A 24,163-nucleotide genomic window follows, 5' to 3' on the forward strand; every position below is an offset into this window, starting at 1 on the left:
GCAAAGGGACATGCATATATCTCCAAGGCGAAGCCATTGTTTTTATAAGCATGTCGCACTTGGAAATAGAATGTACCCCCCTTACATGCAAAAGTGGCATAAACAAAATTATGGAACATGGATGTTTACGTGCCTTATCAATGACTTGACTAGACCTTACTGCGTCGCACTCGGCACGGCATTAGGCGTAGGTTTCATCTGCCAAGGGCGCTGAATGCGAGCACGGCGGAGAATGCGGCGAGGGTTGCGGATCCACACCGCCTGACGAATGACGGTATCCATTTTTCACGTCCGAGAATGACCCTGCCGATTGACAGCCAGATGGAGGAGACTGTCAGAACCACGGATTATCGCAACTTTCAGGATTTGCCTGTCGGCCTAGACCCTGCCGACCCTGCCCTGCAGGGCAGGAACACGCCATCGGCGTGATTGCTTTCAGCAAAGAAAAAACCCGCCAGCAGGGCTAAAACCTCCCGGGGCGAGTCGGAGTTTGCATGTCAGTGGCTCTGTCCGATTTTGGCCTCCACTTCCCCCCCTGCGGGACATCGGTTCCTTGATGCAGATCAAGAATTGCCAAAGGCAATCTCGTGGGAAAGTGATCTTCCCGAAAAGGAAAAGGCCACGCCCTGGACAGAGGGCGTGGCCTGCAGGAGCTGGCGGGTAGAACCACGGCTGGGACGTCCCTGACGAGCTAAGGATTAACGGCTCGTCTGCTCGTGGTCTTTGATGCAGGTCAAACTTACGATCGAATTGCCGATCTTTGGCGGATCGTCCTGCTCGGGTGACGGGGGCATCGTCTTAGCGCGCTCCGTTGCTGCGATTCCAGTTATGTGGGCGGAAAAAGGCGCGCGATCGAGGAGGTAGCATTGTCGCTGATCTGACAAAGGTGACGACAATGTCGCAAATCGTTGTCATGCGTCTGACGGACCACAAGCTGGCTTCGGCTTGTTCGTTTGGTCAACCGATCAGAACGGCGTTGATGTAAACGATTGAGACGGAGAAAAGCCAAGAGCTCGATGCGCTGCAGCAGCGTTTTTATGGACGGCTTTCGATTGATATTTCCAGCAAGGGTTTCTCCACGCTTCTGGCGACGATCTTGCTCACGCCGCAACATCAGCTAAACCGCTCGTCCAACCTCACTAGGCGCCCGCAGCGCTATTTTCTCGATCGCTGTGCTTCTGATCGCGCATACGGTGTCGCTAGTCAGATTGTCAACGGTAAACCGAAGCTCGATACACGCCCACGGCACCAGAACTTCAGTCCCCGTGCTATCCCGGCGCATTATTTGGCGTTTAAATCTTCCGGCTCGTGGCGCAGCTATCACGGACTTATCCGACCTGAAGCCTATCGAACCGCCCTCCGTTCGCGGTGGTGATCGGGCGGATTGCGACACGACATGTCGGCAACCCTACAAAACCCCACCGCATAGCGACAACGAAACATGTGCGATCTCGAAGGCTTACCGGCGCAACCTGATTGGCACGAGTAGTGCTCAGAGTAAGCCGGGTCCCTAAAGCCGAAATCCGATTGGGAGCTTAACGCCTATGCACATCGTGGTCTGTATCAAACAAGTGCCGGGCTTCGGACGCCTGGTATCGTCTTTGTCGGGAAGCAGCCAATTGACGGCGACACGGCCCCGGTATGACCGGCATCGGAAGGAGGCCGAACCTCCAGCAATCGACTTACATGGCGAGGAGATTTGGAATGGCCTCCTGCTCCATACGCATTAGACCTCGGCAACGTCCGGTCACGACGGTGACTATCGTCACGCTCTCAGAAGAAGGAATTTGCAATGGCACGCACCCGCAGAAGCCATTTCAGAAGACGAGATCACCAGCGTTTGTTGTCCAACCGATGGAACGAGCGCCGCTCTTCGAAATCGGAGCAACTCGAGCTGATACTTGGCCGGAAGGGCTCATTCCTCGAGCACGAAGCGGCCCATAAAATACTGTGGAGCGTAAAACATGGCCTCTAGTTTAAGTAGCGGCTCTCCAGCCCCTTCGATCAAAGCGCTGGACTGGCTGCGCGGCGAACCGTTTTCCAACTTCCAGCTCGGCGAGATATACATCGTTGAGTTCTTTTCGACTACCTGCGGGTATTGCGGGCCGGAGCTGTCCGAGCTGGCGAAGTTGCACAAGAAATTGAGCGAGGCGGGAGTTGAGTTCATCGGGATCGCAGCAAGTGAGGAAGCTGCAACGGCTGACGACGCCCGAGCCCAGGTGGACGCGTCCATAACCAAATCGCTCCCGAATACGAACATTCGGATGGGATTCGACCACTCAGGCGAAATGGATGAGGATTGGCTCAAAGCCAGCCTGTCGTTCCACGTTCCAAAGGCGTTCGTTGTCGACCGAGACGGTAGCATCGCCTTTATCGGTGATCTGGTTGTGCTCGAGGACGTTTTGGCAAAAGTGATTGACGGCAGCTGGCGCGCCAGCGCGGAAGCAATGAATGCCGAAGAGGAGCGGATTGCTGAAGGCGAGACTTAGCCTGCGGAGATAGTTCCATGATCGAGTCTCGGCGGCGATAGAGATTAAGAATTGGAAGTCGGCGCTCTCGGCCATTGAGGAGGGCATCAACCTGAACCCGGACAGCATCCTCTTGCGGCGCAACTTTATTGGCACGAGCAGTGCTCAGAGTTAGCCGAGTCCCTAAAGCCCGAATCCGATTGGGAGCTTAAACGACTATGCACATCGTGGTCTGTATCAAACAAGTGCCGGACTCTGCGCAGATACGCGTCCACCCGGTGACAAATACGATCATGCGCCAAGGCGTACCGACCATCATTAACCCTTACGACCTGTTTGCTCTCGAAGAGGCACTACAAGTTCGAGACCGCTATGGGGGCGAGGTGACCGTTCTCACGATGGGACCGCCCATGGCTGAGCAAGCGCTACGCAAAGCCCTCACCCACGGCGCAGATCGCGCAGTGCTTCTGACCGACCGCCACTTTGCTGGATCTGACACGCTGGCGACCTCGTATGCACTTTCTCAAGCAGTAGCGAAGATTGGCGAGAGCTATGGGGCGCCTGATATGGTCTTTACGGGAAAGCAGACAATTGACGGCGACACGGCCCAGGTCGGACCCGGAATTGCAAAGAGGCTGAACCTCCAGCAATTGACCTACGTAACGAAGATTGTCTCCATTGATCCCACGTCGCGCGAGCTCATGGTTGAACGGCACGCGGAGAGCGGCACGCAGATGCTGAAGAGCACGTTGCCATGTCTCATCACCGTGCTGGAAGGTGTCAATGCTATCCGCCGGGGCTCTCTCGATGACGCCTTCCGTGCCGCGCGAAGCCCGGTTCTTAAATGGGGGGCCGCTGACGCCGGCATTGGGGAGTTGACCAAATGCGGCCTAAGGGGATCACCGACGGTCGTGAAGCGAGTATTCGCTCCTGGTCCGCGCGCCGAAAAAGCTATGCAAATGGACATTAACGACAAAACGTTGGCCGAGGTCGCCGCGGACACGGTCGCTGCAATTTTTGCCCGCCAGCCTATTTTGGAACGCAAGCTCACGTCCCTTGGCAATCGGTGAGCAGCGAGGAGTAGATTTTGGTCGCTAGAAAAAATGAAACGCCGGCAAATGCGGTCGGCCGCGCCAGCTCAGGGAAAAAGCTGCTGAAGTGTTTCGAAGATCACCGGCACGTCTGGGTCTTCATGGAACTTGAGCGCGGCAATGTTCATCCCGTATCGATTGAACTCCTCGGCGAAGGCCGCAGACTAGCTGACAAGCTGGGTGTCCAACTGGCCGGGGTAATCCTCGGTTCGTCTGAAGGCGTGGGCACCAAGCCTGCGATCGAAGAGGCCTTCGCCTACGGAGCTGATGTCGCCTATCTAGTAGAGTCGCCCCTCCTCGCCAACTATCGAAACGAACCCTTCACCAAGGCTTTGACGGATCTGGTCACTACTCACAAACCAGAAATTCTCCTTCTCGGCGCGACCACGCTCGGCCGTGACCTCGCCGGTGCTGTAGCAACGACCTTACAAACGGGGCTTACGGCTGATTGCACCGAGCTGGATGTTGATGGAGATGGTTCACTCGCAGCGACGCGGCCAACTTTCGGCGGGTCCTTGTTGTGCACGATCTACACGCTGACTAGCCGGCCGCAAATGGCAACGGTGCGGTCCAGGGTCATGGCGACGCCGCAACGTGCGGATAAGCCAATTGGGCGCGTTATCCATCATCAACTCCTGATGGTTGAGGAGGAGATCGTCACCAAAGTCCTCGCGTTCCTTTGTAACAGCGGGTCTGAGCAATCCGATCTGGCCAACTCCGACATCGTGGTCGGGGCCGGACTCGGCCTCGGTGCTGCAGGAAACCTGCAATACTTGAGAAACCTGGCAACGACGATCGGCGGGGGAGTCGGGTGCTCGCGCCCACTGGTCCAAAAAGGCTGGATGCCTGCTGATCGACAAATTGGTCAGTCCGGCCATACCATTAGACCCAAGCTCTACATCGCGGCGGGAATATCTGGCGCGGTCCAGCATCGCGTTGGCGTCGAAGGAGCCGATCTGATTGTCGCTATCAACCTCGACCAGAACGCTCCGATCTTTGACTTCGCCCACATCGGCGTTGTCGCTTGCGCGCTGGAGTTCTTGCCGGCGTTGACAGAAGCTTTCGCCAAGCGAATGCCACCGCACAACTCTATCAAGGTTATGGACCGAGGAAGGCTAGATGACCAATAGTAAGTTCGACGCGATCGTCATCGGTGCCGGTATGTCCGGCAACGCCGCAGCGTATTCGATGGCTAGTCGCGGTCTAAACGTGCTGCAGCTGGAGCGCGGAGAACATTCGGGCTCTAAGAATGTTCAAGGGGCTATATTGTACGCCAACATGTTGGAGGCGATTATCCCAAACTTCCGCGATGACGCTCCTCTTGAACGGCATCTGGTCGAGCAACGATTCTGGCTAATGGATGACTCGTCGCACACGGGCGTGCACTATCGCTCTGATGACTTCAATGAACTGAAGCCAAACCGGTATACGATCATCCGCGCCCAGTTTGACAAATGGTTCTCACGCAAAGTGTGCGAGGCGGGCGGCACAGTCCTTTGTGAAACGACAGCGACCAGACTCGCTTGGGACCTGAACGGTAAAGTAATAGGCGTTCACACGGACCGAGAGGGCGGTGTGATCCTCGCGGACGTCGTCGTCCTTGCTGAGGGCGTGAACGGACTGCTTGGGACACGAGCCGGCTTACGCGATATGCCGAAGCCGGAAAATGTGGCCCTCGCTGTCAAGGAAATGCATTTCATGCCGGAAGAGGTCATTGCAGAGCGCTTCGGCCTCAACGGTAGCGAAGGCTGTGTAATCGAAGCCGGCGGCACGATCTCACGCGGAATGGCCGGACTGGGCTTCCTCTATACCAACAAGGAGTCGGTCTCGGTGGGGATCGGCTGCCTCGTCTCCGGTTTAGCGGAAGGCATGGAAAATCCGTACCGCCTTCTTGACGCCTTCAAGCAACATCCCTCGATCCGACCATTACTGGCCGGTTCAGAGATCAAAGAATACGCCGCGCATCTTATTCCTGAGGGCGGCTTCAAGGCAATCCCACAGCTCTTTGGCAACGGGTGGGTCGTCGTCGGCGACGCGGCGCAACTAAACAATGCCGTGCACAGGGAGGGATCGAACCTTGCGATGACATCCGGCCTCATGGCGGGTGAAGCGATCTTCCAGATAAAGAGCCGTGGCGGTCTGATGACGAAACGCAATCTCTCTCTCTACAAGGGCATACTGGACAAGTCGTTTGTCATGAAAGACCTGATCAAACACAAAGATCTTCCAAGCCTCCTCCACACCGACAGTCACAATTTTTTCATGACATATCCAACGCTTATATCTCAGGCCGCGCAAAATTTTGTGCGCGTCGACGGTGCACCTAAAATCAACAGGGAGAAGGCTACAGCTGCCTCCTTCATCAACGCACGATCCCGTTGGGGGTTGATTAGCGACGCGGTTCGCTCCGCCGTATCTTGGCGTTAAAGGAAAATTCGATGAAGGCGACCATCATTGAGCGCATTGAGGATAAGCTGTACCAAAACCGATATCTCGTCGACACTGGACGTCCGCACATTACGGTGCGACCGCACCGGTCGCCAAGCCCAAACCTCCTCGCCTTGACGCAAATCTGTCCGGCCAAATGCTACGAGGTGAACGAAATTGGTCAGGTGGTGATTGTTTCGGATGGCTGCTTGGAATGCGGCACATGCAGAGTGTTATGCGAAGCGAGTGGCGACATCAAGTGGAATTATCCCCGGGGCGGGTTCGGGGTCCTCTTCAAATTCGGATGACGAGTCCCTACCTCCGCCGGGATAGCAGCGACCGATCCAGCTGCATTAGCGGCGGCGATTGAACGTGCTCCACTCAACCTTTCGAAAGGCTAATTTTTGCGCCGTCGATAACACGTATTTATAACTCAGGAATATGCGTTAGCATATTTCGCGCACCAGGGTAAAAAGCAGTGCACCCTCCCCTGTTTGTAGGCATGATTAAACCAGAGACGCGGCTCCATATACTCTACGACATATCCAAAGAGCTTCTCTCTTCTTTTCCTCTAGACAACGTGCTGAAGGCTGCGATGAACGCCCTCGTCGAGCATCTGCGATTGCGCGATGGCGGAATCGTGATTCACGGCTCCGGAGGAGAGCCCTGGATAAACGTGCGGGCTCCCATTGGGCACGACGTTCGCTCACGTTCTCTTACGATTGACCAGGCGGACGCAATAAATCGTGTCATCGCTAGCGGTGAAAAGCACTTTGGGAAAAATTCTGCCGTTCTCCCCGTTAATGTAAACCGGAAATCAATTGGCGCATTGTGGATTGATTTCGCGCAGAAAAGCGGAGCTCAGGACGAAAGCCTTCTGGCAATGATTGCCGTCCTGATCGGCTTAACCTGCCAGCGCTATAGCGAATTGTGCAGCGATGGCGGCTCAGTCGCCGAGGAACAACAAGCGGGACAGATTCCGAAAATCAGGCCGAAGCCTCATCCCACCCAACTCGATAAAATCGGCTGGATCGTCGGGGAGAGCCCCGCGCTCAAGAGGGTATTAGCTACCACCAGGATCGTGGCCGCGACGAACTCCGCGGTGCTCTTGAGAGGAGAGAGCGGCACTGGCAAGGAATGCTTTGCAAGAGCAATACACGCGTTGTCGATACGGAAAAGCAAGGCGTTTATTAAGTTGAATTGCGCCGCGCTGTCGGAAACCGTTCTGGAATCCGAATTGTTTGGCCATGAGAAGGGCGCTTTCACTGGCGCTCTCCTTCAACGAGCTGGACGTTTCGAACTGGCCGATGGCGGAACGCTGTTGCTTGATGAAATCGGCGATGTATCACCACAATTCCAGGCGAAGTTATTGCGCGTGTTACAGGAAGGCGAATTCGAACGTCTCGGCGGAACGAAGACATTGAAAGTAGACGTTCGAGTTATATGCGCCACCAACAAAAACCTTGAAGTGGCCGTCCTTCGAGGGGAGTTCAGAGCCGACCTCTATTACCGGATCAATGTGGTGCCCATCATTTTGCCGCCACTTCGGCAGCGCGACGGTGACATTTCGCTTCTAGCGCAAGTGTTCCTCGAGCAATTCAACAAGGCAAATGATCGAAATTGCGACTTCGCCCCGTCGGCCATAGACATTTTGTCGAAATGCGCCTTCCCCGGCAATGTTCGCGAGCTGGACAACTGCGTTCAAAGGACCGCCACTCTCGCCAGTTCAAATACCATCACTTCATCGGATTTTGCCTGTCAGCAAGACCAGTGTTCTTCGGCGCTCCTCTGGAAAGACGCCCGCGACGGCACTGGCAACGGCCCGGTGCATAGTCTCAACCCGCGAGATACAATGTTAGGCGGACTGGGGGCCAACGTAGGTACTCCCAGCGGTGCCGCAGCCACAATCGAGGCAGCGGGTCTCACTGAGCGTGATCGGCTGATCAATGCAATGGTGAAGGCTGGCTGGGTACAGGCCAAAGCGGCTCGTATCCTGGGTAAGACGCCGCGGCAGGTCGGCTATGCGCTACGCCGGCATCGTATCGATGTGAAGAAAGACTAAGCGGAGAACGATATGAAGAATGTCGTAAGCTTTGGTTGAGTCGGCCTAACGACTTCGGGCGCGATCCTGTCTTGATTTCTACAAAACATCTCCGGCAGCAAGCGGGAAAAGAGGGCGGTAAAGGCGACATAAGCGCTGAAACAACAATGTCGCGTCGACCGGAATCTCTCTTGCTTTTGGAGCTGTAACCATTCCTCACCAGTGGAACAGTGCAATGTCGGAACCGGAGATAAAGGTCGGGACGACCACCAGTGCCCCCTTCGACCGGGCGCCGATGGCTCCCGCTATGCACGGCGGCCGCGCATCTTCGTCCTATGACCTTTCGGTGACGGATGACATAGATGCGCGGATCTGGGAGAGAATCAAAGATCATCCCTGCTTTTCAGAGCAAGCCCATCACTATTTCGCTCGCATGCATGTCGCGGTCGCACCTGCGTGCAACATCCAGTGCAACTACTGCAATCGCAAATATGATTGCACCAACGAAAGCCGTCCCGGGGTCGCATCAGTAAAGCTAACTCCCGACCAGGCACTACGCAAGGTGCTTGCCGTCGCCAGCAAAGTGCCGGAGCTTTCCGTAATCGGCGTTGCCGGACCGGGCGACGCTTGTTACGACTGGAGGAAGACCGTAGCGACGTTTGAAGGAGTTGCGAGAGAAATACCTGACATCAAACTATGCATCTCCACCAATGGATTGGCGCTTCCGGATCATGTCGATGAGTTAGCTGACATGAATATCGATCACGTGACGATCACCATCAACATGGTGGATCCGGTAGTCGGGGCGAAGATCTATCCGTGGATACTCCACGGGCATCGTCGATACACTGGCATAGAAGCTGCCAGGATCCTTCACGAGCGCCAAATGTTGGGTTTGGAATTGCTGACCAAGCGCGGCATCCTCACCAAAATCAATTCGGTTATGATTCCAGGCGTCAATGACACGCACCTCGTCGAAGTTAACCGATGGATCAGAGACCGCGGCGCATTCATGCACAATGTGGTGCCCCTGATTTCCAAGCCTTCGCATGGTACTTATTACGGTCTTACGGGTCAGCGTTGCCCGGAGCCGTTCGAACTGAAGGCACTTCAAGATTGTCTCGATGGCAACGTCAAGCTTATGCGTCACTGCCAACAATGCCGGGCCGACGCCATCGGTTTGTTGGGCGATGATCGCGAGCGAGAGTTTGCCCTCGACCAGATCTCCACCAAAGTTGAATTCGACACCAGCAAGCGCGAGGCCTATCGCAAGCTGGTCCAGCACGAGCGAGGGGATCAACTGGCAGCAAAATTGGACGCGAACAAAGCAGTCAAGTCACTGAGTTCTTCGGGAACCCTTGCTGTTGCCGTGGCGACTAAAGGTGGCGGCCGGATCAACGAACATTTCGGTCAGGCAAGAGAATTCCAAGTGTATGCAGTCTCACGAAAGGGGATCAACTTGGTGGGACACCGCAAGGTCGAGCAGTATTGCCTCGGTGGTTTAGGCGAGAAGGCCAATCTCGATCACACTATCGTTGCACTCGACGGCATCGACATTCTGCTTTCTTCCAAAATCGGCGATTGCCCAAAGAAGCGGCTGGCAGAAACTGGCGTGCGAGCCAGTGACGCATTTTCCTATGATTACATCGAGACTGCGATTGGCGCGCTATACGCCGCCGAGTTTGGCGGCAAACCGGCGATGCCGACGGCTTTAGGCCCCTCTAATTGAATCAGGAGCTAAAACATGGCCTTCAAGATCATTATATCCCAATGCACCCAGTGCGGCGCTTGCGAATTTGAATGTCCCTCAGATGCGATCAGTTTCAAAGGTGAGGGATATGTTGTGGATTCAAAAAAATGTACCGAGTGCAGGGGTGAGTTCGACACGCAACAATGCGCTTCGGTGTGTCCGATGCCGAAGACCTGCGTCCCTGCCTGATCGTCACCAGACTAAAGCGCAAAGAATGGGACGAGTGGCCAGTGGTCTCCTAGGCGAATATGAGGTTAAAAATTCACGTACCACCAATATCCCATCCAGTGAGCGATGCGCGCAACCTGAGTAGCCGACGTGGGCCCCGGAACGGATGCCGTCCAAGACAGAGCCATAACGGAGGTGTCGGCCTGGTCATATGTCGTACCAAAATAATAGGCTTTGATAACGCTCGACTTTCGATCTTCAAAGCCGCCGTAGCGAGAAGGGACATGCATGAGAGTGACAATCAGCAGAACTGACGTCGGCTTATCGGTCTATATTCACAAGAAAGACCTTGAGGAACCGATCATCTCGGTTGAGCACAAAAACCTATGGGGCGGCTTCATTTTGCTGAAAAATGGATGGCGGATAGCCCTCCCCGACCTATCGCAGAACAGGCGCCTGCCCGTTACTGTCGACGCGAGGAGGCTATCCAGTTAGCGTGTGCGCGGGTCGATAGATGAGCGTCGATTCCAAGTGCAAGCGGGCATACACCCCAAATAGAGGGCATCGAGTTCCCGATCCCTTGAAGGCGGCCATCGGCAAGAGGCCGCCCGTAAATAAGGAGGAGTCCGACATGACCCAACTCAACGACACAACGCTTGAGAAGCTCGTGGACCGCATCTTTGGCGACCTTGGCGGTGCATTCAGCGTGCCGCTGGTGCGGATCGGCGATGACCTCGGCCTCTACAAGACGCTGAAGGAGATCGGACCCGCGACGGCCGAGGAGGTTGCCGTGGCCGCTAGATGCGCGCCTCGCTATGTGCGCGAGTGGCTGGCAGCGCAGGCGGCTTCGGGCTATGTGCATTACGAGAATGGCCAGTTCTCGCTCACGCCGGAGCAGGCCTATGTGTTTGCTGAACCCGACAGCCCGTTCAACCTGATTGGCGCGTTCGATACCGCTGCCGCGATGGTCGGAAATCAGCCGAAGGTGCAGTCTGCCTTCAAGACCGGTGAAGGCGTTGCCTGGGGCGACCAGGCTGGCTGCATGTTCTGCGCTGTAGCGCGGCTGTTCCGCCCTGGTTACGTCAATGCGCTGGTCCAGGAGTGGCTGCCGGCGCTCGATGGCGTGATCGCCAAGTTAAAATGGGGTGCAACGGTGGCCGACGTCGGTTGCGGGCACGGGGTATCGACGGTGCTGATGGCGCAGGCCTTTCCCAATTCCTGGTTTGTGGGCTACGACTTCCATATGGGCTCGATCGCGGCTGCGAAAGCGCACGCTGAGGCGCACGGGTTGACGAACGTGCAGTTCGAGGTGGGCCGAGCGGAAGATTTCGACGGCCGGGATTTCGACTTGATCACCTGCTTCGACTGCCTGCACGACATGGGCGACCCGAAAGCCGCGGCGTCTCATATCAGAAAGGCGCTGAAGGACGGCGGCACGTGGATGGTCGTCGAGCCGATCACGGGAGATACGTTGGAGGAGAACATCAATCCGGTCGGGCGCCTCTACTACTCGGCGTCGACGATGATCTGCGTTCCCACCTCGCTTGCGCAGGAGACAGGGCTGGCGCTAGGCGCGCAGGCAGGCGAACGGCGGCTGACGGAGGTGATCCGGTCCGGCGGCTTCACCCATATCAGGCGCGCGGCCCAGAGCTCGCTCAACATGGTGCTCGAAGCAACCTGATGGCAAGGAGTGGCGCGTCCGTGTCCGGCCAGCTGGGGCGGGCGCTCCGCGCAGACGTGACGTCGAAAGCGGGTAGCCTTTGAGATTCGGACTATCCTGGGGCTCGAGGGCAGATCCGGTCATCGCGCTCTAACTCCCTGCCGGACGAGAGAGAGCTGCGATACCCGCCTCATCGGCCACATGCAGAAGCGCTTACCGGAGTTGTTCCGGGGCAGTCTTACCGCTCAATGCGTCGACGCAAGCTTTGACGGCAGCCACATATTCCTCGCCGTCATAGCGTCGTTGATCAAGAGACGCGCCGCGTTGCCCAGCGTTCACACGATCTTGCGAGATGCCGGGCCTTGCAACGCAAACCCGCATTCTTTGTCCAGCGTGCCTTGGACCCAGCGTGCTTCGTCGTTGACTGTATCGCCTCTATCCTGCGCCATTTTAGCCGAGTGGCTTTCTGACGGGACCGTAGCGGTATTCGAGAGGCAATTGAAAGTGAGGCGAGACACCGTCCGAAGATGGCTCGCTCAGTTGTTGGTAATGATTTACGAACGCCCGCTTACGATGGTTTTCATGTCTGGCTGCCAATGCCTCGATTTAATGCCGAAACATTGTGCAAGGGGGCTTTGGCCTCAGGCGTGATCGTTATTCCTCCCGCGCAACGGTTGTTGATCCTATGATCATAAACGCCGGTGATCGCTTATGTCTGGGAAGCGTCGTGGTCCGATTTATCGTCAGCTATAGCAACGATATCGAAAATCCCTGAACAATCTCAATGAAAGCCGTTCTGAAGTGTCGATAGCCTACTGAGATTCTGTTCAGGGTCATCGCTTATCGGCTAGACTGGTAACACGACGACTGAAAAGATCATGGATTTCGACATTGCCAATCTGCTCGATTCAGACGAGGCAATGGAAGCCGGCGATTCAAAATTTATCGCCTCAGCCCTCGGCGTTCTTGCCGCGCGAGGCGCACCTGACAGCCGTTGTCGTATCCTTAGAAAGAACCCGTATGACGCGGAATTAGTTGTCGCCAAGGATTATGTCGAAATCGATGTCATCGATTAGATGAGCCACGCCAATTGTATCGTAACGCTGGCCGGGTAAGTTTCGAGAAGGCCATTTCGATCGACTTCCTATCGCGCTGCCATTTTCGAAACATGTGCTCGCGGACAGTCGGCAACGTCCCTGCTCTCCTGTCCCTTCCCGCACAGCCTGCCAGTCAATTGATAGCGTGGATGGATGCCATGCATAGAAATGATTTTACCAACCGTATGAAAATCCAATAAAAAAGTCGCGAGCCGATATGGAATGGACGAACAGGAGTATTTGTACCGGCACAATGTGATCGCCCCAGCGAATGAAACGGAGAAAAACATGTCGGATGCAAAATTGCAGAGCGTGCTTTCGGCTCTTGCGGAAGTGCCCAGACAGCTGAACGCTCTGCCTTCCAGTAAGGCGCCGGATGCTGGTTGCATCAAGCTAAACACGAATGAAAATCCATTTGCGTTGCCGGCAGTTGTCATGCAGAGCGCTATTGCTGCCCTCGAACGGCAGTATCTGTATCCGGAAAATGACAACATCAGTCTGAGGGAAGCAGCCGCCCTTACCTATGACCTCTCCAGAGATCAGGTGATCGCCGGGAACGGATCATCTGAACTTCTCGGGCTTATCTACAGGGCATTCCTTGCTCCGGGTGACACTGTCGCGATGGTGTCGCCGGGGTTTTCATTCAACCGCAAACTGGCCTTTTTGCAAGGAGCTGATTTTCTGGAAATTGGGTGGGGGGAAATTCACTCATTGCTGTCAAAGCAATTACTCCTCGGACCAGCAAAAGATGCCAAGTTCATTCTGTTGGCTAATCCGAACAACCCAACCGGAACATTTATTCCGATTGCTGACATCGAACTCCTTGTGGCACAATCGGATCGGTTGATTGTTTTGGATGAAGCCTATGTCGACTTTGCACCTGACGATGCTCTACGTCTGGTTAAGCGTCATGCGAACCTCCTGCTCTTAAGAACATTTTCGAAGAGCTATGCTGCTGCGGGCATTCGAGTTGGGCTCGGATTCGGTCATCCTGAGGTCATCGGCAGACTGCGAAACATACAGAACGTCTTCAACATGAACGTGATTGGCCATGCTGTTGGCGTCAGCATCCTTTCGAATCGGTCCGCCTACGACGAGAACCACAAGCAAATTAAGTATGAGAGACAGCGAGTGAGCGCAGCGCTCTCGCAATTTGGTTTCACCGTAACTCCCTCGCATGCAAACTTCCTGCTGGCCCGTGTGCCAGCAGGAAGAGATAGCGTCTGGTGGCAAGCCTCCCTGGAGCGGAAAAAGATACTCATTGCTGTCTTCCCCGATAGAGGACTGGAATATTCCATCCGCGTTAGCATCGGTACAAAAGCGCAGATGGATGCATTTCTTGCGGCGGTCAGCGATATTATGGGAGCTGAGGATCTCGAAGGCCGGCCTTAAAGCAACGCTGCCTCTGCTCTATGCGTTGCATAAACATGATATGGCGGGCAACGGGAGGCCGCTGCTCGATACTATCCGCCCGGTTTGGACCGGCCATCACAGTCAAATCAGGAACCATCTTCACAAAAGGCGCGCGTCGGCACGACCTGCAAAGCGTCGACGACGCCACCGGGTCGGCATTCTCTAGGTCTTGGTGATGTAGAGCGGGCCGACGCCTGACGGTGGACTTTCGGCAACAGCAAAATCACAGATGGCTGCGGGCAATTTCGAGATCTCAATGATCTGCCCTCGCAGACGCAAAGCTCAGAGGTAAGTTCGCCCTGAGCATGAGATCATGTCCGCTCAGCAATCCAAGTCTTAAATTTGGATCGGTGCCTGAAGGATGTGCATGAACGTTGGAGATACGGAATGAGAAACGCCTTTCCTGCAAAGCTAAGCTTCGGCATCTTTGATCATTTGGACGAGGATGGTCGCGACCTCGCACAACAATATGCAAATCGCCTTACGCTAGCAGAGACCTGCGATCGGCTCGGTTTTTATGCGTATCATCTCGCAGAGCACCATTGTACTCCGCATGGCAGAGGCCCATCGCCGAATTTGTTCTTATCGAGCGTGGCACAGCGCACTCGTCATCTTCGCGTCGGCCCCATGGTCATGCTGCTAAGCCTGTGTCATCCGCTACGCGCGTTTGAAGAGATCTGTATGCTTGACCAGTTGAGCGGTGGTAGGCTCGAGTTGGGCATAGGCCGCGGATCACTCCCAATCGAATTGGGTTACTTTGGAATTGATGCGGACGCGGTGCCGGAGCGTTACGTCGAAGCCAGTGAAATCCTTGTCAAGGCAATGAAGGGCGGTACGCTATCCTACCAAGGCGATCACTTTGAGCTAAACAACGTACCATTGACGCTGAAGCCTTATCAGCGTCCGCATCCGCCCATTTGGATCGCCACCAACCGGCCCGAGTCTGCAGCTTGGGCCGCCGCAAATGGCGCGAATATCGCGTGCCTAGGACCCGCGTCTGTTGTTCGCAAAATTACTGATGCCTTCCATTCCCATCGAGAGGACTACGATGGCACGGACGACCAAGCCTCATTTCTCGGATTGCTCCGAATGGTGGTGGTCGGACGTTCTGCCGCGCATGCCTATTCACTCGCGGCACCTGCTTACGAACGATGGGTTAAGAGCTTCAAATTTCTATTCGATATCAATGCGATCCCAGTTCCGTCAAACCTGCCGCTGACCTTGGATGCCGCAATTGAGAGTGAATTGTGCGTAGTAGGAACGGCAGCCTCTGTGCGACGGTCTCTTCTTGATCAGTTGGAAGAGGCAGGCGCCAACTATCTTCTGTGTCAACTCGCGTTTGGAGATCTGCCATTGGACGCTTCAATATACACTGCTATGACCATTCAGTCCGACATTATGGATCGGGTTGGTTGACTTCGGCAACCACTTGGCGCGCCGCCTGACCTTTCCCCGTGGACTCCGCAACTAACACCAGTTATCCCATGCCGCCTCCACGACACCAATTGAATCAAGGAGTCGGCCCGAAGGAGCCCCGGCCGACCTTGCTCCAAAGTTTTTTTGGAGTTCCCTCCAACAGTTTTGTGACGATCAGATTAAGGCTGGTTTAGGGGAATTGCCAGGCTGTCTGTTGCTTTCTCTAGCCGAAAACGTGGCGGTTCCGGCCTAGTTTCTGTGGGTCATGCCATCGAGGATTGTGTCGTCCCTAGAAACCGCAAGATCGCGTACAGACCAACGGCTATCGCCGACCCTGATTGATCAGCTGACGGGGCTCGACAGCACGGTCGTCATCGGCGGCATCGCTGGGCTCACGCAGACCATGCTGGCCGAGGCCGGAAAAATGGTCGTTTGACCTTGGCATTAGGCCGCGCAATCGTAGTGAGGTGCTGACGGTGGCAGCCGTAGCAAATTGGTGAGGCGGCATCACGCCGCTGGTGCCGGGGGTCGTCGCTGCCCCAATATGGTTAGCGATGATGGCCGCGGAGACGCGATGTGCCCTTTTACTTGCTAAGCAGCATTCTTCACCGCATCAGTCGCCGCCGAAGCAATGCGGTAGACAAGAAGAATGGTACGACTATGTAGATGCAGAGAACGCCGATGTGCAGGCAGACATTGGTGATTGATTGGCCCAGCATCGTCGGGCGGATAACATCTACCGCATGTGCCAAGGGCAAGAACGCCGCAAGCTGCTGGAATGCTACAGGCAATTGGTCGATGGGAAAGACTGCGCCTGATAAGAACAACATCGGTGTGATGACAAGCGTTTGATAAAATATGAAATAATCGTAGCTGGGCGCGAGGGCCGTGACCACCATACCGAGGCTCGCAAAGGCAAAGCCAGTAAGGGCAATGACCGGAAGAGCATAGAGAAGAGACAGCCAGTGAGTGTATCCCAACATGGCGGCGACGATACCAATGCCGGTGCCTGCGAGCGACGCCTTAGTTGCCGCCCACGCCATTTCCCCAACGACGATATCCCCTAGCCTGAGCTGTGTGTACAACATTGCTTCCCAGGTGCGCTGGCCCTGCATTCGGCCAAAGGCCGCATAGATAGTCTCGAAAGTTGCAGCAGTCATCGCGCTTGTCGCGATCATTCCAGCCGCCAAAAATGCGGTGTACGATACGCCGTCAACGTGCCCTACCATCACTCCCAATCCAGCGCCGAGCCCGAATAGGTATATTATGGGATCGGCTAGATTTCCGAGAATGGATGCCAGCGCCGCTTTTTTCCAAGCCAGATAGTTTCTGCGCCAAACTGCGAGCCAGTTCAAACCGCCAGCGGGTAATGTTGCTACGCTCATCGTCTACTTCTCCATCTCGCGTCCGGTTAACCGCAAGAAGACATCCTCTAGATTTGGTGGACGCTCCAGCAAGCGCAGGCCCGAATATCCACGCAGTTGCGCGCGCACCTGCTCTGGATCAGGCGTGTAGCAGAACAGGGTCTCTCCGCTGATTTCCAGTCGCCTAGCGTTTGGCCTGATCAAAAGACTAAGCTCCTGCGGATCGCCACCATAAATTTCGATCACGGGACAGCCAATCTGCTCCTCGATCAGGGCATGCGGTCGGCCTTCGGCGATCTTTCGCCCAGCTTCAAGCACGCACAGCCGGTCGCACAAGCGCTCCGCCTCTTCCATGATATGGGTGGTCAGAAGAATTGTCTTGCCTCGTGCCAACAGCGATCGAAGCCGCTCCCAGATCAAGTGTCGTGCGTGTGGGTCGAGACCAGTGGTCGGCTCGTCCAAAATGAGTAGCTGTGGGTCATTAATGAGCGCACGCGCCAAAGTGAGGCGCCGCTTCATTCCTCCAGATAGGTCTGCCACACGCGTATTCGTCTTGCTCTCAAGTCTCGCAAAATCAAGCAGAGACGGGATGACCGCTTCGATTTCTCGGGTGCTCATGCGGAAGTAGCGGCCGTATACTAAAAGGTTTTCGCGGACCGTGAATTCCAGGTCGAGATTATCGAACTGAGACACGATCCCGATTTTCGCTCGTGCCAAGCGAACCTGGCGCGGTTCCCGTGCTCCGAGTACAGTGATTGTGCCTGCACTTGGCGACGTCATCCCTAGGATCATACGGGTGATCGTACTTTTACCTGCGCCGTTCGGCCCTAAAAGACCAAAACATTCTCCGGCGGCGATAGTAAACGACAAGTCATTGACGACGACTTTACCACCATATGATTTCGAAACACCGGCCAGGTCGATTGCAACTGAAGACAAGGACCCAGAAGGCGAATCCATTGACTTACTTTTTGATTGGCCCTGCCGCTCCGATAGGATGATATGATCCTGGTGCGGATCAGCGATCGCCGTCTTCAAATTCGCTAATTGCCCGTTCATTTCTTGTCCCAAATTTTGAGGTGCAGTGACGCGTCCATCACTCGCCACTATAGGCAATTTCAGATGTCGCCCGCCCTGGCACTTTGGTAGCTCCCTGACCAACATTCGGCGCAATCGCGACTGATCCGCGCGACAGCCAGTCGCTATTGGATAAGGTACAAAGGGCATAGGCCTTCAAAGGAATTAAGAGAAAGATGTTCACGAGCGTGTGGAGAGCAAAGCCCAGAAACCTAAGTTCGCGGGCGCGATAGGCAACCACGCTGCATCGCACAAGAGTCATGGAGCCGATGACCATGATCGTCCACCATGGTACTGTGGCGGTCATCGCAAACTGCCCAATACCCGTCAACACCGACAGCGCAAGAAGTAAAGGGCCGCCATTTTGCCCGATTACGTCCAGCGTGAGATATCGATCAAGGCCAGGCAGTACGGGGAACGCAAGCAAAGTATCCCGAAAAGTGCTGCGTGCCCACCGTAGTTGTTGACGCAGATAAACACCTATTGTGTCAGGAACAACTGTCGCCGCGATGGCGCTCGGAACATACTCAGTTCGAAAACCTGCGCTCAGCATGAGAATCGTTAAATGGCGATCTTCACCGAAGTCACTCGGCTTGCCGCGATAAAGTTGCGTCTCGTACTGATCCAGCAGCGAGAGCATAGCAGAACGCCGGTACATCGCGCATGGGCCGCAGCAGCACATAACTGCACCGAAGCGAGCTTGCGCCGCGCGCTCCTCGTTGCAGGCAAGCCAGTACTCCATGTCAATCAAGCGAGTCAGCCAAGTGTCCCCCTGGTTACTGGCTTTCAATTGGCCCATCGCCGCACCGACCGCTGGATCGCGCATTTTGTGGGCGAGCTTGGAGACGACGTCGGGGGCGAGCGTGGTGTCTGAGTCCACGTTCAAGATGAGATCCCCAGAGGACTGGGTGATAGCGGCGATTTGCGCTTTGCGCTTTCCAACATTTTTAGCGAGAATTATGAAGCTGAATCTTTCATCGTCTGCATAGGCAGCGCGCTGAGCCACAACCGCGTCGCGATTTCTGGAACCGTCGTCTACTACATAAATACGCAATTTTCCGGCATAATCTTGCTCCGCAAGCGACGCGAGGCATTCCGAAAGAACGATTGGGTCCTCGTTGAAGGACGGCACAATGACATCAACGCTTGGCACAGAGGTGGCGTCGATATGTTTCGCAGGTGTTGTTGAGATCGTTGTCCGCCTAGCATGAAAGACCTGCGCGCTCTTATAAACAGTGGAGAGCATTGCATAAAGCGAGACGGCGGCGATGCTGGTTGTTGCGAGCAGGGTCATGGTTTCTCGTTTGTCCAGTGTTTCAGGGAAGTGAACGAATTTGGAATCCGCGGCTATGCAGTGCCGGAATAATTCGAGAGAGTGCTAAAAGCGTCTGGTCACGCAGTCCGGCAAGCGAGCATTGCTCAACCTCATCGGGCGGACACCCGTCGTGCAAAAGTACGATTGCCCCAGGCCGAGCAGCAGCAAGCACCTCATCAACGATCACATCGGTGCCCGGGCAAGACCAATCTCTAGGGTCGGCCGACCAGTGAACGGCTCCAAGTCCAGCCCTCACCGATGCTGAGAGCACGTCTTCAGTCCACGCCCCGTAAGGCGCTCGTAAGTGCCGGACCTGGGCTTGGGGACAGGCCGAGACAATAGCTTGATGCGCCTCGTCTATTTCACGTTTCACATCCTTGGGATCGCAGGTGGCGAGGTCGGGATGCGTCATGGTATGATTGGCGACATCATGACCTTCCGCCACAAGGCGTTGAATGAGTTCCGGGTGATCCTTCACGTAGGAACCGATAGCAAAAAATGTTGCCGGGACGCGGTGCTCAGCTAGAACATCAAGGATTTGCGGCGTGCAGAATGGATTGGGACCATCATCGAACGTCAAGTAAACGCAGCGATCTTCCGGTCCGTTTGTGTGATTGACCGGTACTTCGCTCATATAGGCAGGCCGCTTCATAGTTCCGACCCGTTTCGTTCAATCAACGAGCCCGCAGGCCACTCAGTCATCGGACGGTCGACGGGAACTACCAATACGAGGACATCTTCAGTGCGCGTGGCTGGCAGGTCGGAATGCGCGTCTGGAAGCGTGGAGCGCACACGCAGCCCCGTCATCATATTGGCGGTTCCGTCTCGGCAGTATCTTTCCATGTGATTCCGCATGGCGTGGCGAACTGTTCCAAAAGCAAATGGAACGCTCAACTCGCGCAGAACCGGAAACATAGCGCGGACCGAGTGAGCGATGCCTAATCCTTCTAGATCCGGTCGCACTCCGTACAGGCCTAGCTCGGCCACAAGCAAATCAGTCGTACCGACCCTTACGAAGCGGCGTAACAAGCCCATGTGGCTAGCGACACCGCGCGAGTCATATGCGATTGCGCGGCGTTCGGGCCTCGCACCACCCCAGCTTCGGCCAGTCTCGAACGGCTTGGCATTGAAAGCTCCCGTCGGCCCATAGGTCTTGCAAAAAAAATCAGCGAGCTCCGCGTGGTCTGAAGCTTCCAACTCATTTTCCCAGCATATTTTCCATCGCACTTCAGAAGACATGCAAAAGCTCCACGTTGTTCCTTCACCCAGCCACGATCAAAGCCGCGCGAGATTGTTGCGCATGACTATTGGATTGCCGGTTAGACAATCGAGCGGTTAGGAGAAGTAAAGAATTGAAATCGGGCCCTTGCCCGGCATTTCGATTTTTCGTTCCCGGCCTTGATATTGATCAAGTTCCGGCTTTTCTATAAGTGATCCGAAAGATTGGTAAAATTGATTGTTTGGATGGCAATCATCTATGGAATGGATATACACTCATGCGTTTTAAAGGCCTTGATCTCAACCTTCTTGTAGCGCTCGACGCTCTAATGACCGAGCGCAAGCTCACAGCAGCGGCACGCAGCATCAACCTCAGCCAACCCGCCATGAGCGCTGCCATCTCCAGGTTGCGCGCCTATTTCAACGACCAGCTTTTTATTATGCAGAGACGGGAGCTAATTCCGACCCCGCGTGCGGAGGCACTCGCCCCCGCTGTTCGCGATGCTCTCTTGCATATTCAGCTCTCCGTCATCGCATGGGATCCAATAATCCCTGCGGAGTCCGACCGCCGATTCAGAATTATCCTTTCAGACTTCATGGCACTGGTCTTCTTCGACAAGATCATCTTGCGCTTAGCTCGAGAGGCGCCGGGGGTCAGCTTCGAGTTGCTGCCACTTGACGACGATCCGGAGGAGCTTCTCCGCCGTGGGGATGTTGATTTTCTGATCCTTCCGGATTTGTTCATGTCTGGCGCCCACCCAAAAGCAAGGCTTTTCGAAGAGGAACTGGTGTGTGTCGGCTGCCCTACGAACGAGCAGCTGCCAGGGAAGCTCTCCCTGGAGCAATATATGTCCATGGGGCATGTTGCGGCTAAGTTCGGACGTGGTCTTAAGCCTTCTGTTGAGCAATGGTTATTGCTGGAGCACGGCTTCAAGAGGCGTATTGAACTCGTCGTGCCGGGGTTTAACCTGATCCCGCCGTTGCTGTCAGGCACTAACCGAATAGCAACCATCCCGCTCCGGCTGGTCAAACATTACGAACAAACTATCCCCTTACGGATCATCGAGCATCCTTTGCCACTGCTTTCGTTCACTGAGGCTGTCCAATGGCCGGCTCTTCACAACACTGATCCTGGAAACATATGGATGCGCAAGATTATGATCAAAGAGGCTTCGCGCATGGAATCTGAGATGCAAAGTTGCACGTCGTAAGCGGCACCCCCGGGTTCATTCCACAGCCCCAGTAGTTAGATGGGCGCTGATCATTGGAACCGATGCATTCGGTCCCCTAACGAGGCAACGCATTATAGGCGGGTCCCGGTGCCTCAGCTCATCCAGCGATTTAAGCCATTGTGCCGAGAGCGATCGTTTCTACCTGAGAAGGTGCCATGTATGCTTTACCTGGCCTAATGCAAAGTGATTCAAAACTTTATTCCTGTCATTTATGTTCGGCTCAATGCTGAAAACCAGCATCACGCCACGGCGACTTCATCGACCTCCCGCACATGCTTCCTGCGCCGCACTGATAACGCGCCGGCCCGGGAAGGGCCAAAGCTCAATACTTTCGATCCGCGTAATCACGCTTTTCCTGGAGGGTTTGAAACGCCGCCCGCTAATGAATTCAGCCGCGCAATGCGCCGAGCCACGATCCATGGCGTGGATGCTTTTGATCCACACAATCAATTTTACCAATCATTTCATATGATCCATAGCAAGGCAGCCGCGCGGTGAGGTTGGGTAATTTTGTCGGTTCTGTCATCACTTCGCAGACGAGCCGGAACATCTTCCGATGTTAGCAGCAATTGGATCGGGTCTTCTCGCAAGGCCGGCGGCTTGTCGAAATTAGGCATGATGGAAAGGAACACAAATGGCTGATCAACTCACACTGGAAATTATCAGTGCGATCAATAAGCTCGTCAAAGCTGAAAACGGCGAGAGAACGACCGTAGCGCTCGGCGAAATAACGACTGACACGGAGTTGACTTCGCTTGGCATCGATTCGCTGGGTTTGGCCGATGTCCTTTGGGATCTGGAGCAAATCTACGGCATCAAGATCGAGATGAATACGGCGGATGCCTGGTCGAACCTCAACAATATCGGCGACGTGGTGGAAGCCGTCCGTGGCTTGCTCACTAGGGAGGTCTGAATGGACAAGCGCGTCGTTATCACCGGATTGGGCGGACTGTGCGGACTGGGCACCGATGCTTCCTCTATCTGGACGGAGATGCGCGAAGGCCGCTCCGCCATCGGCCCGATTTCAAATTCAGAGATTCATGAGCTGAAGGGGATGATCGGGACCGAGATCAAGGTGCTGCCTCAACACGACATTGATCGCAAGCAGCTCATCTCCATGGACCGCTTCAGCCTGCTTGCCGTGCTTGCAGCTAGAGAAGCCATGCGACAGGCCGGCCTTTCGTGCGATGAAGAAAATGCCCACCGTTTCGGCGCGACAGTGGGCGTTGGCTTTGGCGGCTGGGACGCTACCGAGAAGGCCTACCGCACCCTCCTACTGGGCGGCGCGACCCGCACTGAGCTATTCACTGGGGTAAAGGCAATGCCTAGCGCGGCTGCCTGTCAAGTAAGCATGAACCTCGGGCTGCGGGGGCCAGTCTTCGGTGCCACCTCCGCCTGCGCCTCGGCCAACCATGCGATCGCTTCAGCGGTAGACCAGATCAAGCTCGGTAGGGCGGACGTTATGCTAGCTGGAGGAAGCGACGCGCCACTCGTGTGGATCGTGCTTAAGGCATGGGAAGCAATGCGCGTACTCGCTCCAGATACTTGCCGGCCATTCTCCGCCGACAGGAAAGGACTAGTTTTGGGCGAGGGTGCGGGCATGGCGGTGCTGGAAAGTTATGAGCATGCCGCCGCCCGCGGTGCAACAATGCTTGCCGAGGTCGCCGGCATTGGCCTTTCCGCCGATGCCTACCACATCGCTGCACCAGCTGTGCATGGGCCGGAGGCGGCGATGCGCGCCTGCCTTGTTGATGCGGGTTTAAATGCCGAGGATGTAGACTACCTCAACGCCCATGGCACCGGCACCAAGGCCAACGATCAGATCGAAACGATGGCGATTAAGCGCGTCTTCGGTGACCATGCTCGATCGATGTCCATCTCTTCCACCAAATCCACTCACGCGCACTGCCTCGGGGCAGCAAGTGCGCTCGAAATGATTGCCTGCGTGATGGCGATCCAAGAAGATGTCGTGCCGCCGACCGCAAACTATCGCGAGCCGGATCCCGATTGTGACCTGGACATCACGCCAAATGTGCCCCGGGAGCGTAGGGTGCGCGTGGCCATGAGCAACGCCTTCGCCATGGGCGGCATGAATGCTGTCCTTGCGTTTAAGCAGGTGCAATGAAGTGAAGATCGTCACGATTGACCCCTTGTAAGGCCAGCTTCAAGTGCCTGAAGCAGGCGCCGCCGATTCCCGTCAGCGAGGTTTCGCTGCAATTCCCCAGATACTCGCGCATCTGAAAAATGTTGCGCAGCCACGCTATTCCGCTTTCACCACGTGTCGCGGGGAGCTGGAGCCTGACTATTTTCGTCGCCGGAGTTCTCACTCGGCTCGCCGGTCGACTAAAGTTGACGCCTCATCCTTTTCTGCCACGAACAAGGAGTGTTACTATCAATTCCACCTCCGCCTGCACCCGATATCGTGC

At 55.4% G+C, this 24,163-nt stretch carries 23 protein-coding genes and 2 pseudogenes; 17 read left to right on the forward strand and 8 right to left on the reverse strand.

Features of this window, described 5'->3' with window-relative positions:
- Nucleotides 1-194: 194 nt before the first annotated feature.
- A pseudogene (locus FFR93_RS41710) lies at nucleotides 195-344 on the reverse strand (threonine transporter RhtB); the annotation flags it as partial.
- 354 nt (nucleotides 345-698) lie between these two features.
- Nucleotides 699-884, reverse strand: coding sequence for a hypothetical protein (locus tag FFR93_RS41715; RefSeq protein WP_138396824.1), 186 nt, complete (start codon nucleotides 882-884; stop codon nucleotides 699-701).
- Nucleotides 885-1,964: 1,080 nt separating this feature from the next.
- Here FFR93_RS41715 and FFR93_RS36640 point away from each other — a divergent pair.
- The 10 genes from FFR93_RS36640 (at nucleotide 1,965) to FFR93_RS36690 (ending at nucleotide 11,626) form a co-directional block, all read left to right on the forward strand.
- Nucleotides 1,965-2,489, forward strand: a complete 525-nt coding sequence (locus FFR93_RS36640; protein WP_138396789.1) for a TlpA disulfide reductase family protein — start codon at nucleotides 1,965-1,967, stop codon at nucleotides 2,487-2,489.
- A gap of 197 nt (nucleotides 2,490-2,686) precedes the next feature.
- Nucleotides 2,687-3,538: an electron transfer flavoprotein subunit beta/FixA family protein gene (locus tag FFR93_RS36650; protein WP_138396790.1), complete on the forward strand. Its 852-nt coding sequence runs from the start codon at nucleotides 2,687-2,689 to the stop codon at nucleotides 3,536-3,538.
- Nucleotides 3,539-3,555: 17 nt separating this feature from the next.
- Nucleotides 3,556-4,689, forward strand: a complete 1,134-nt coding sequence (locus tag FFR93_RS36655; protein ID WP_138396791.1) for an electron transfer flavoprotein subunit alpha/FixB family protein — start codon at nucleotides 3,556-3,558, stop codon at nucleotides 4,687-4,689.
- On the forward strand, nucleotides 4,679-5,986 hold the full coding sequence (locus tag FFR93_RS36660) for an NAD(P)-binding protein (RefSeq protein WP_138396792.1): 1,308 nt from the start codon (nucleotides 4,679-4,681) through the stop codon (nucleotides 5,984-5,986). The genes FFR93_RS36655 and FFR93_RS36660 overlap by 11 nt, the downstream gene beginning before the upstream one ends.
- A gap of 11 nt (nucleotides 5,987-5,997) precedes the next feature.
- On the forward strand, nucleotides 5,998-6,294 hold the full coding sequence (locus tag FFR93_RS36665) for a ferredoxin family protein (RefSeq protein WP_138396793.1): 297 nt from the start codon (nucleotides 5,998-6,000) through the stop codon (nucleotides 6,292-6,294).
- A gap of 194 nt (nucleotides 6,295-6,488) precedes the next feature.
- Nucleotides 6,489-8,048, forward strand: a complete 1,560-nt coding sequence (gene nifA / locus FFR93_RS36670) for a nif-specific transcriptional activator NifA (RefSeq protein WP_138396825.1) — start codon at nucleotides 6,489-6,491, stop codon at nucleotides 8,046-8,048.
- 214 nt (nucleotides 8,049-8,262) lie between these two features.
- Complete coding sequence (nifB, locus tag FFR93_RS36675) at nucleotides 8,263-9,756, forward strand: nitrogenase cofactor biosynthesis protein NifB (protein WP_138396794.1); 1,494 nt, start codon at nucleotides 8,263-8,265, stop codon at nucleotides 9,754-9,756.
- Nucleotides 9,757-9,771: 15 nt separating this feature from the next.
- Nucleotides 9,772-9,966, forward strand: coding sequence for a 4Fe-4S dicluster domain-containing protein (locus tag FFR93_RS36680; RefSeq protein WP_018484288.1), 195 nt, complete (start codon nucleotides 9,772-9,774; stop codon nucleotides 9,964-9,966).
- Nucleotides 9,967-10,233: 267 nt separating this feature from the next.
- Entirely contained in the window at nucleotides 10,234-10,440 is a 207-nt protein-coding gene (gene nifT, locus FFR93_RS36685) for a putative nitrogen fixation protein NifT (RefSeq protein WP_017958633.1), read from the forward strand.
- A gap of 136 nt (nucleotides 10,441-10,576) precedes the next feature.
- Nucleotides 10,577-11,626 (forward strand): class I SAM-dependent methyltransferase, encoded by a 1,050-nt coding sequence (locus tag FFR93_RS36690; RefSeq protein ID WP_138396795.1) that lies wholly within the window; start codon nucleotides 10,577-10,579, stop codon nucleotides 11,624-11,626.
- A gap of 119 nt (nucleotides 11,627-11,745) precedes the next feature.
- Here FFR93_RS36690 and FFR93_RS36695 read toward each other — a convergent pair.
- Nucleotides 11,746-11,997 (reverse strand): annotated as a pseudogene (locus tag FFR93_RS36695) (DUF982 domain-containing protein).
- Nucleotides 11,998-12,483: 486 nt separating this feature from the next.
- Between FFR93_RS36695 and FFR93_RS41720 the strand changes: the two are divergent.
- The 3 genes from FFR93_RS41720 to FFR93_RS36710 all read left to right on the forward strand — a co-directional run bounded on the left by FFR93_RS41720 (nucleotide 12,484) and on the right by FFR93_RS36710 (nucleotide 15,531).
- Nucleotides 12,484-12,681: a hypothetical protein gene (locus FFR93_RS41720; protein WP_077988149.1), complete on the forward strand. Its 198-nt coding sequence runs from the start codon at nucleotides 12,484-12,486 to the stop codon at nucleotides 12,679-12,681.
- A gap of 309 nt (nucleotides 12,682-12,990) precedes the next feature.
- Nucleotides 12,991-14,094, forward strand: coding sequence for a histidinol-phosphate transaminase (locus FFR93_RS36705; RefSeq protein ID WP_138396826.1), 1,104 nt, complete (start codon nucleotides 12,991-12,993; stop codon nucleotides 14,092-14,094).
- 408 nt (nucleotides 14,095-14,502) lie between these two features.
- On the forward strand, nucleotides 14,503-15,531 hold the full coding sequence (locus FFR93_RS36710; protein WP_138396796.1) for an LLM class flavin-dependent oxidoreductase: 1,029 nt from the start codon (nucleotides 14,503-14,505) through the stop codon (nucleotides 15,529-15,531).
- A 605-nt stretch (nucleotides 15,532-16,136) separates the two neighbouring features.
- Here the strand turns inward: FFR93_RS36710 and FFR93_RS36715 are convergent.
- From FFR93_RS36715 to FFR93_RS36735, 5 genes are read right to left on the reverse strand one after another with little or no spacing between them, the layout of a single operon-like run.
- A complete protein-coding gene (locus FFR93_RS36715; RefSeq protein ID WP_138396797.1) occupies nucleotides 16,137-16,916 on the reverse strand; it encodes an ABC transporter permease in 780 nt (259 codons plus the stop codon).
- Between the two features lie 3 nt (nucleotides 16,917-16,919).
- A complete protein-coding gene (nodI, locus tag FFR93_RS36720; protein ID WP_138396798.1) occupies nucleotides 16,920-17,954 on the reverse strand; it encodes a nodulation factor ABC transporter ATP-binding protein NodI in 1,035 nt (344 codons plus the stop codon).
- A 37-nt stretch (nucleotides 17,955-17,991) separates the two neighbouring features.
- A complete protein-coding gene (nodC, locus tag FFR93_RS36725; protein WP_138396799.1) occupies nucleotides 17,992-19,266 on the reverse strand; it encodes a chitooligosaccharide synthase NodC in 1,275 nt (424 codons plus the stop codon).
- A 22-nt stretch (nucleotides 19,267-19,288) separates the two neighbouring features.
- Nucleotides 19,289-19,939, reverse strand: coding sequence for a chitooligosaccharide deacetylase NodB (nodB, locus tag FFR93_RS36730; protein WP_138333873.1), 651 nt, complete (start codon nucleotides 19,937-19,939; stop codon nucleotides 19,289-19,291).
- The gene (locus FFR93_RS36735; protein WP_017958626.1) at nucleotides 19,936-20,526 is read right to left on the reverse strand and encodes a NodA family N-acyltransferase; all 591 of its coding nucleotides are present in this window, start codon (nucleotides 20,524-20,526) and stop codon (nucleotides 19,936-19,938) included. The genes nodB and FFR93_RS36735 overlap by 4 nt, the downstream gene beginning before the upstream one ends.
- A 257-nt stretch (nucleotides 20,527-20,783) precedes the next feature.
- On the opposite strand from FFR93_RS36735, the gene nodD1 reads away from it, so the two are divergent.
- From nodD1 to FFR93_RS36755, 4 genes are all read left to right on the forward strand, one after another.
- Nucleotides 20,784-21,716 (forward strand): transcriptional regulator NodD1, encoded by a 933-nt coding sequence (nodD1, locus tag FFR93_RS36740; RefSeq protein WP_138396800.1) that lies wholly within the window; start codon nucleotides 20,784-20,786, stop codon nucleotides 21,714-21,716.
- A 204-nt stretch (nucleotides 21,717-21,920) separates the two neighbouring features.
- Nucleotides 21,921-22,235: a hypothetical protein gene (locus FFR93_RS36745; RefSeq protein WP_138396801.1), complete on the forward strand. Its 315-nt coding sequence runs from the start codon at nucleotides 21,921-21,923 to the stop codon at nucleotides 22,233-22,235.
- Nucleotides 22,236-22,371: 136 nt separating this feature from the next.
- The gene (locus tag FFR93_RS36750) at nucleotides 22,372-22,650 is read left to right on the forward strand and encodes an acyl carrier protein (protein ID WP_138396802.1); all 279 of its coding nucleotides are present in this window, start codon (nucleotides 22,372-22,374) and stop codon (nucleotides 22,648-22,650) included.
- A complete protein-coding gene (locus FFR93_RS36755; protein ID WP_138396803.1) occupies nucleotides 22,651-23,862 on the forward strand; it encodes a beta-ketoacyl-[acyl-carrier-protein] synthase family protein in 1,212 nt (403 codons plus the stop codon).
- Nucleotides 23,863-24,163 lie beyond the last annotated feature (301 nt).

The organism is Rhizobium sp. MHM7A (assembly GCF_005862215.1).
GTDB lineage: Bacteria > Pseudomonadota > Alphaproteobacteria > Rhizobiales > Rhizobiaceae > Rhizobium > Rhizobium bangladeshense.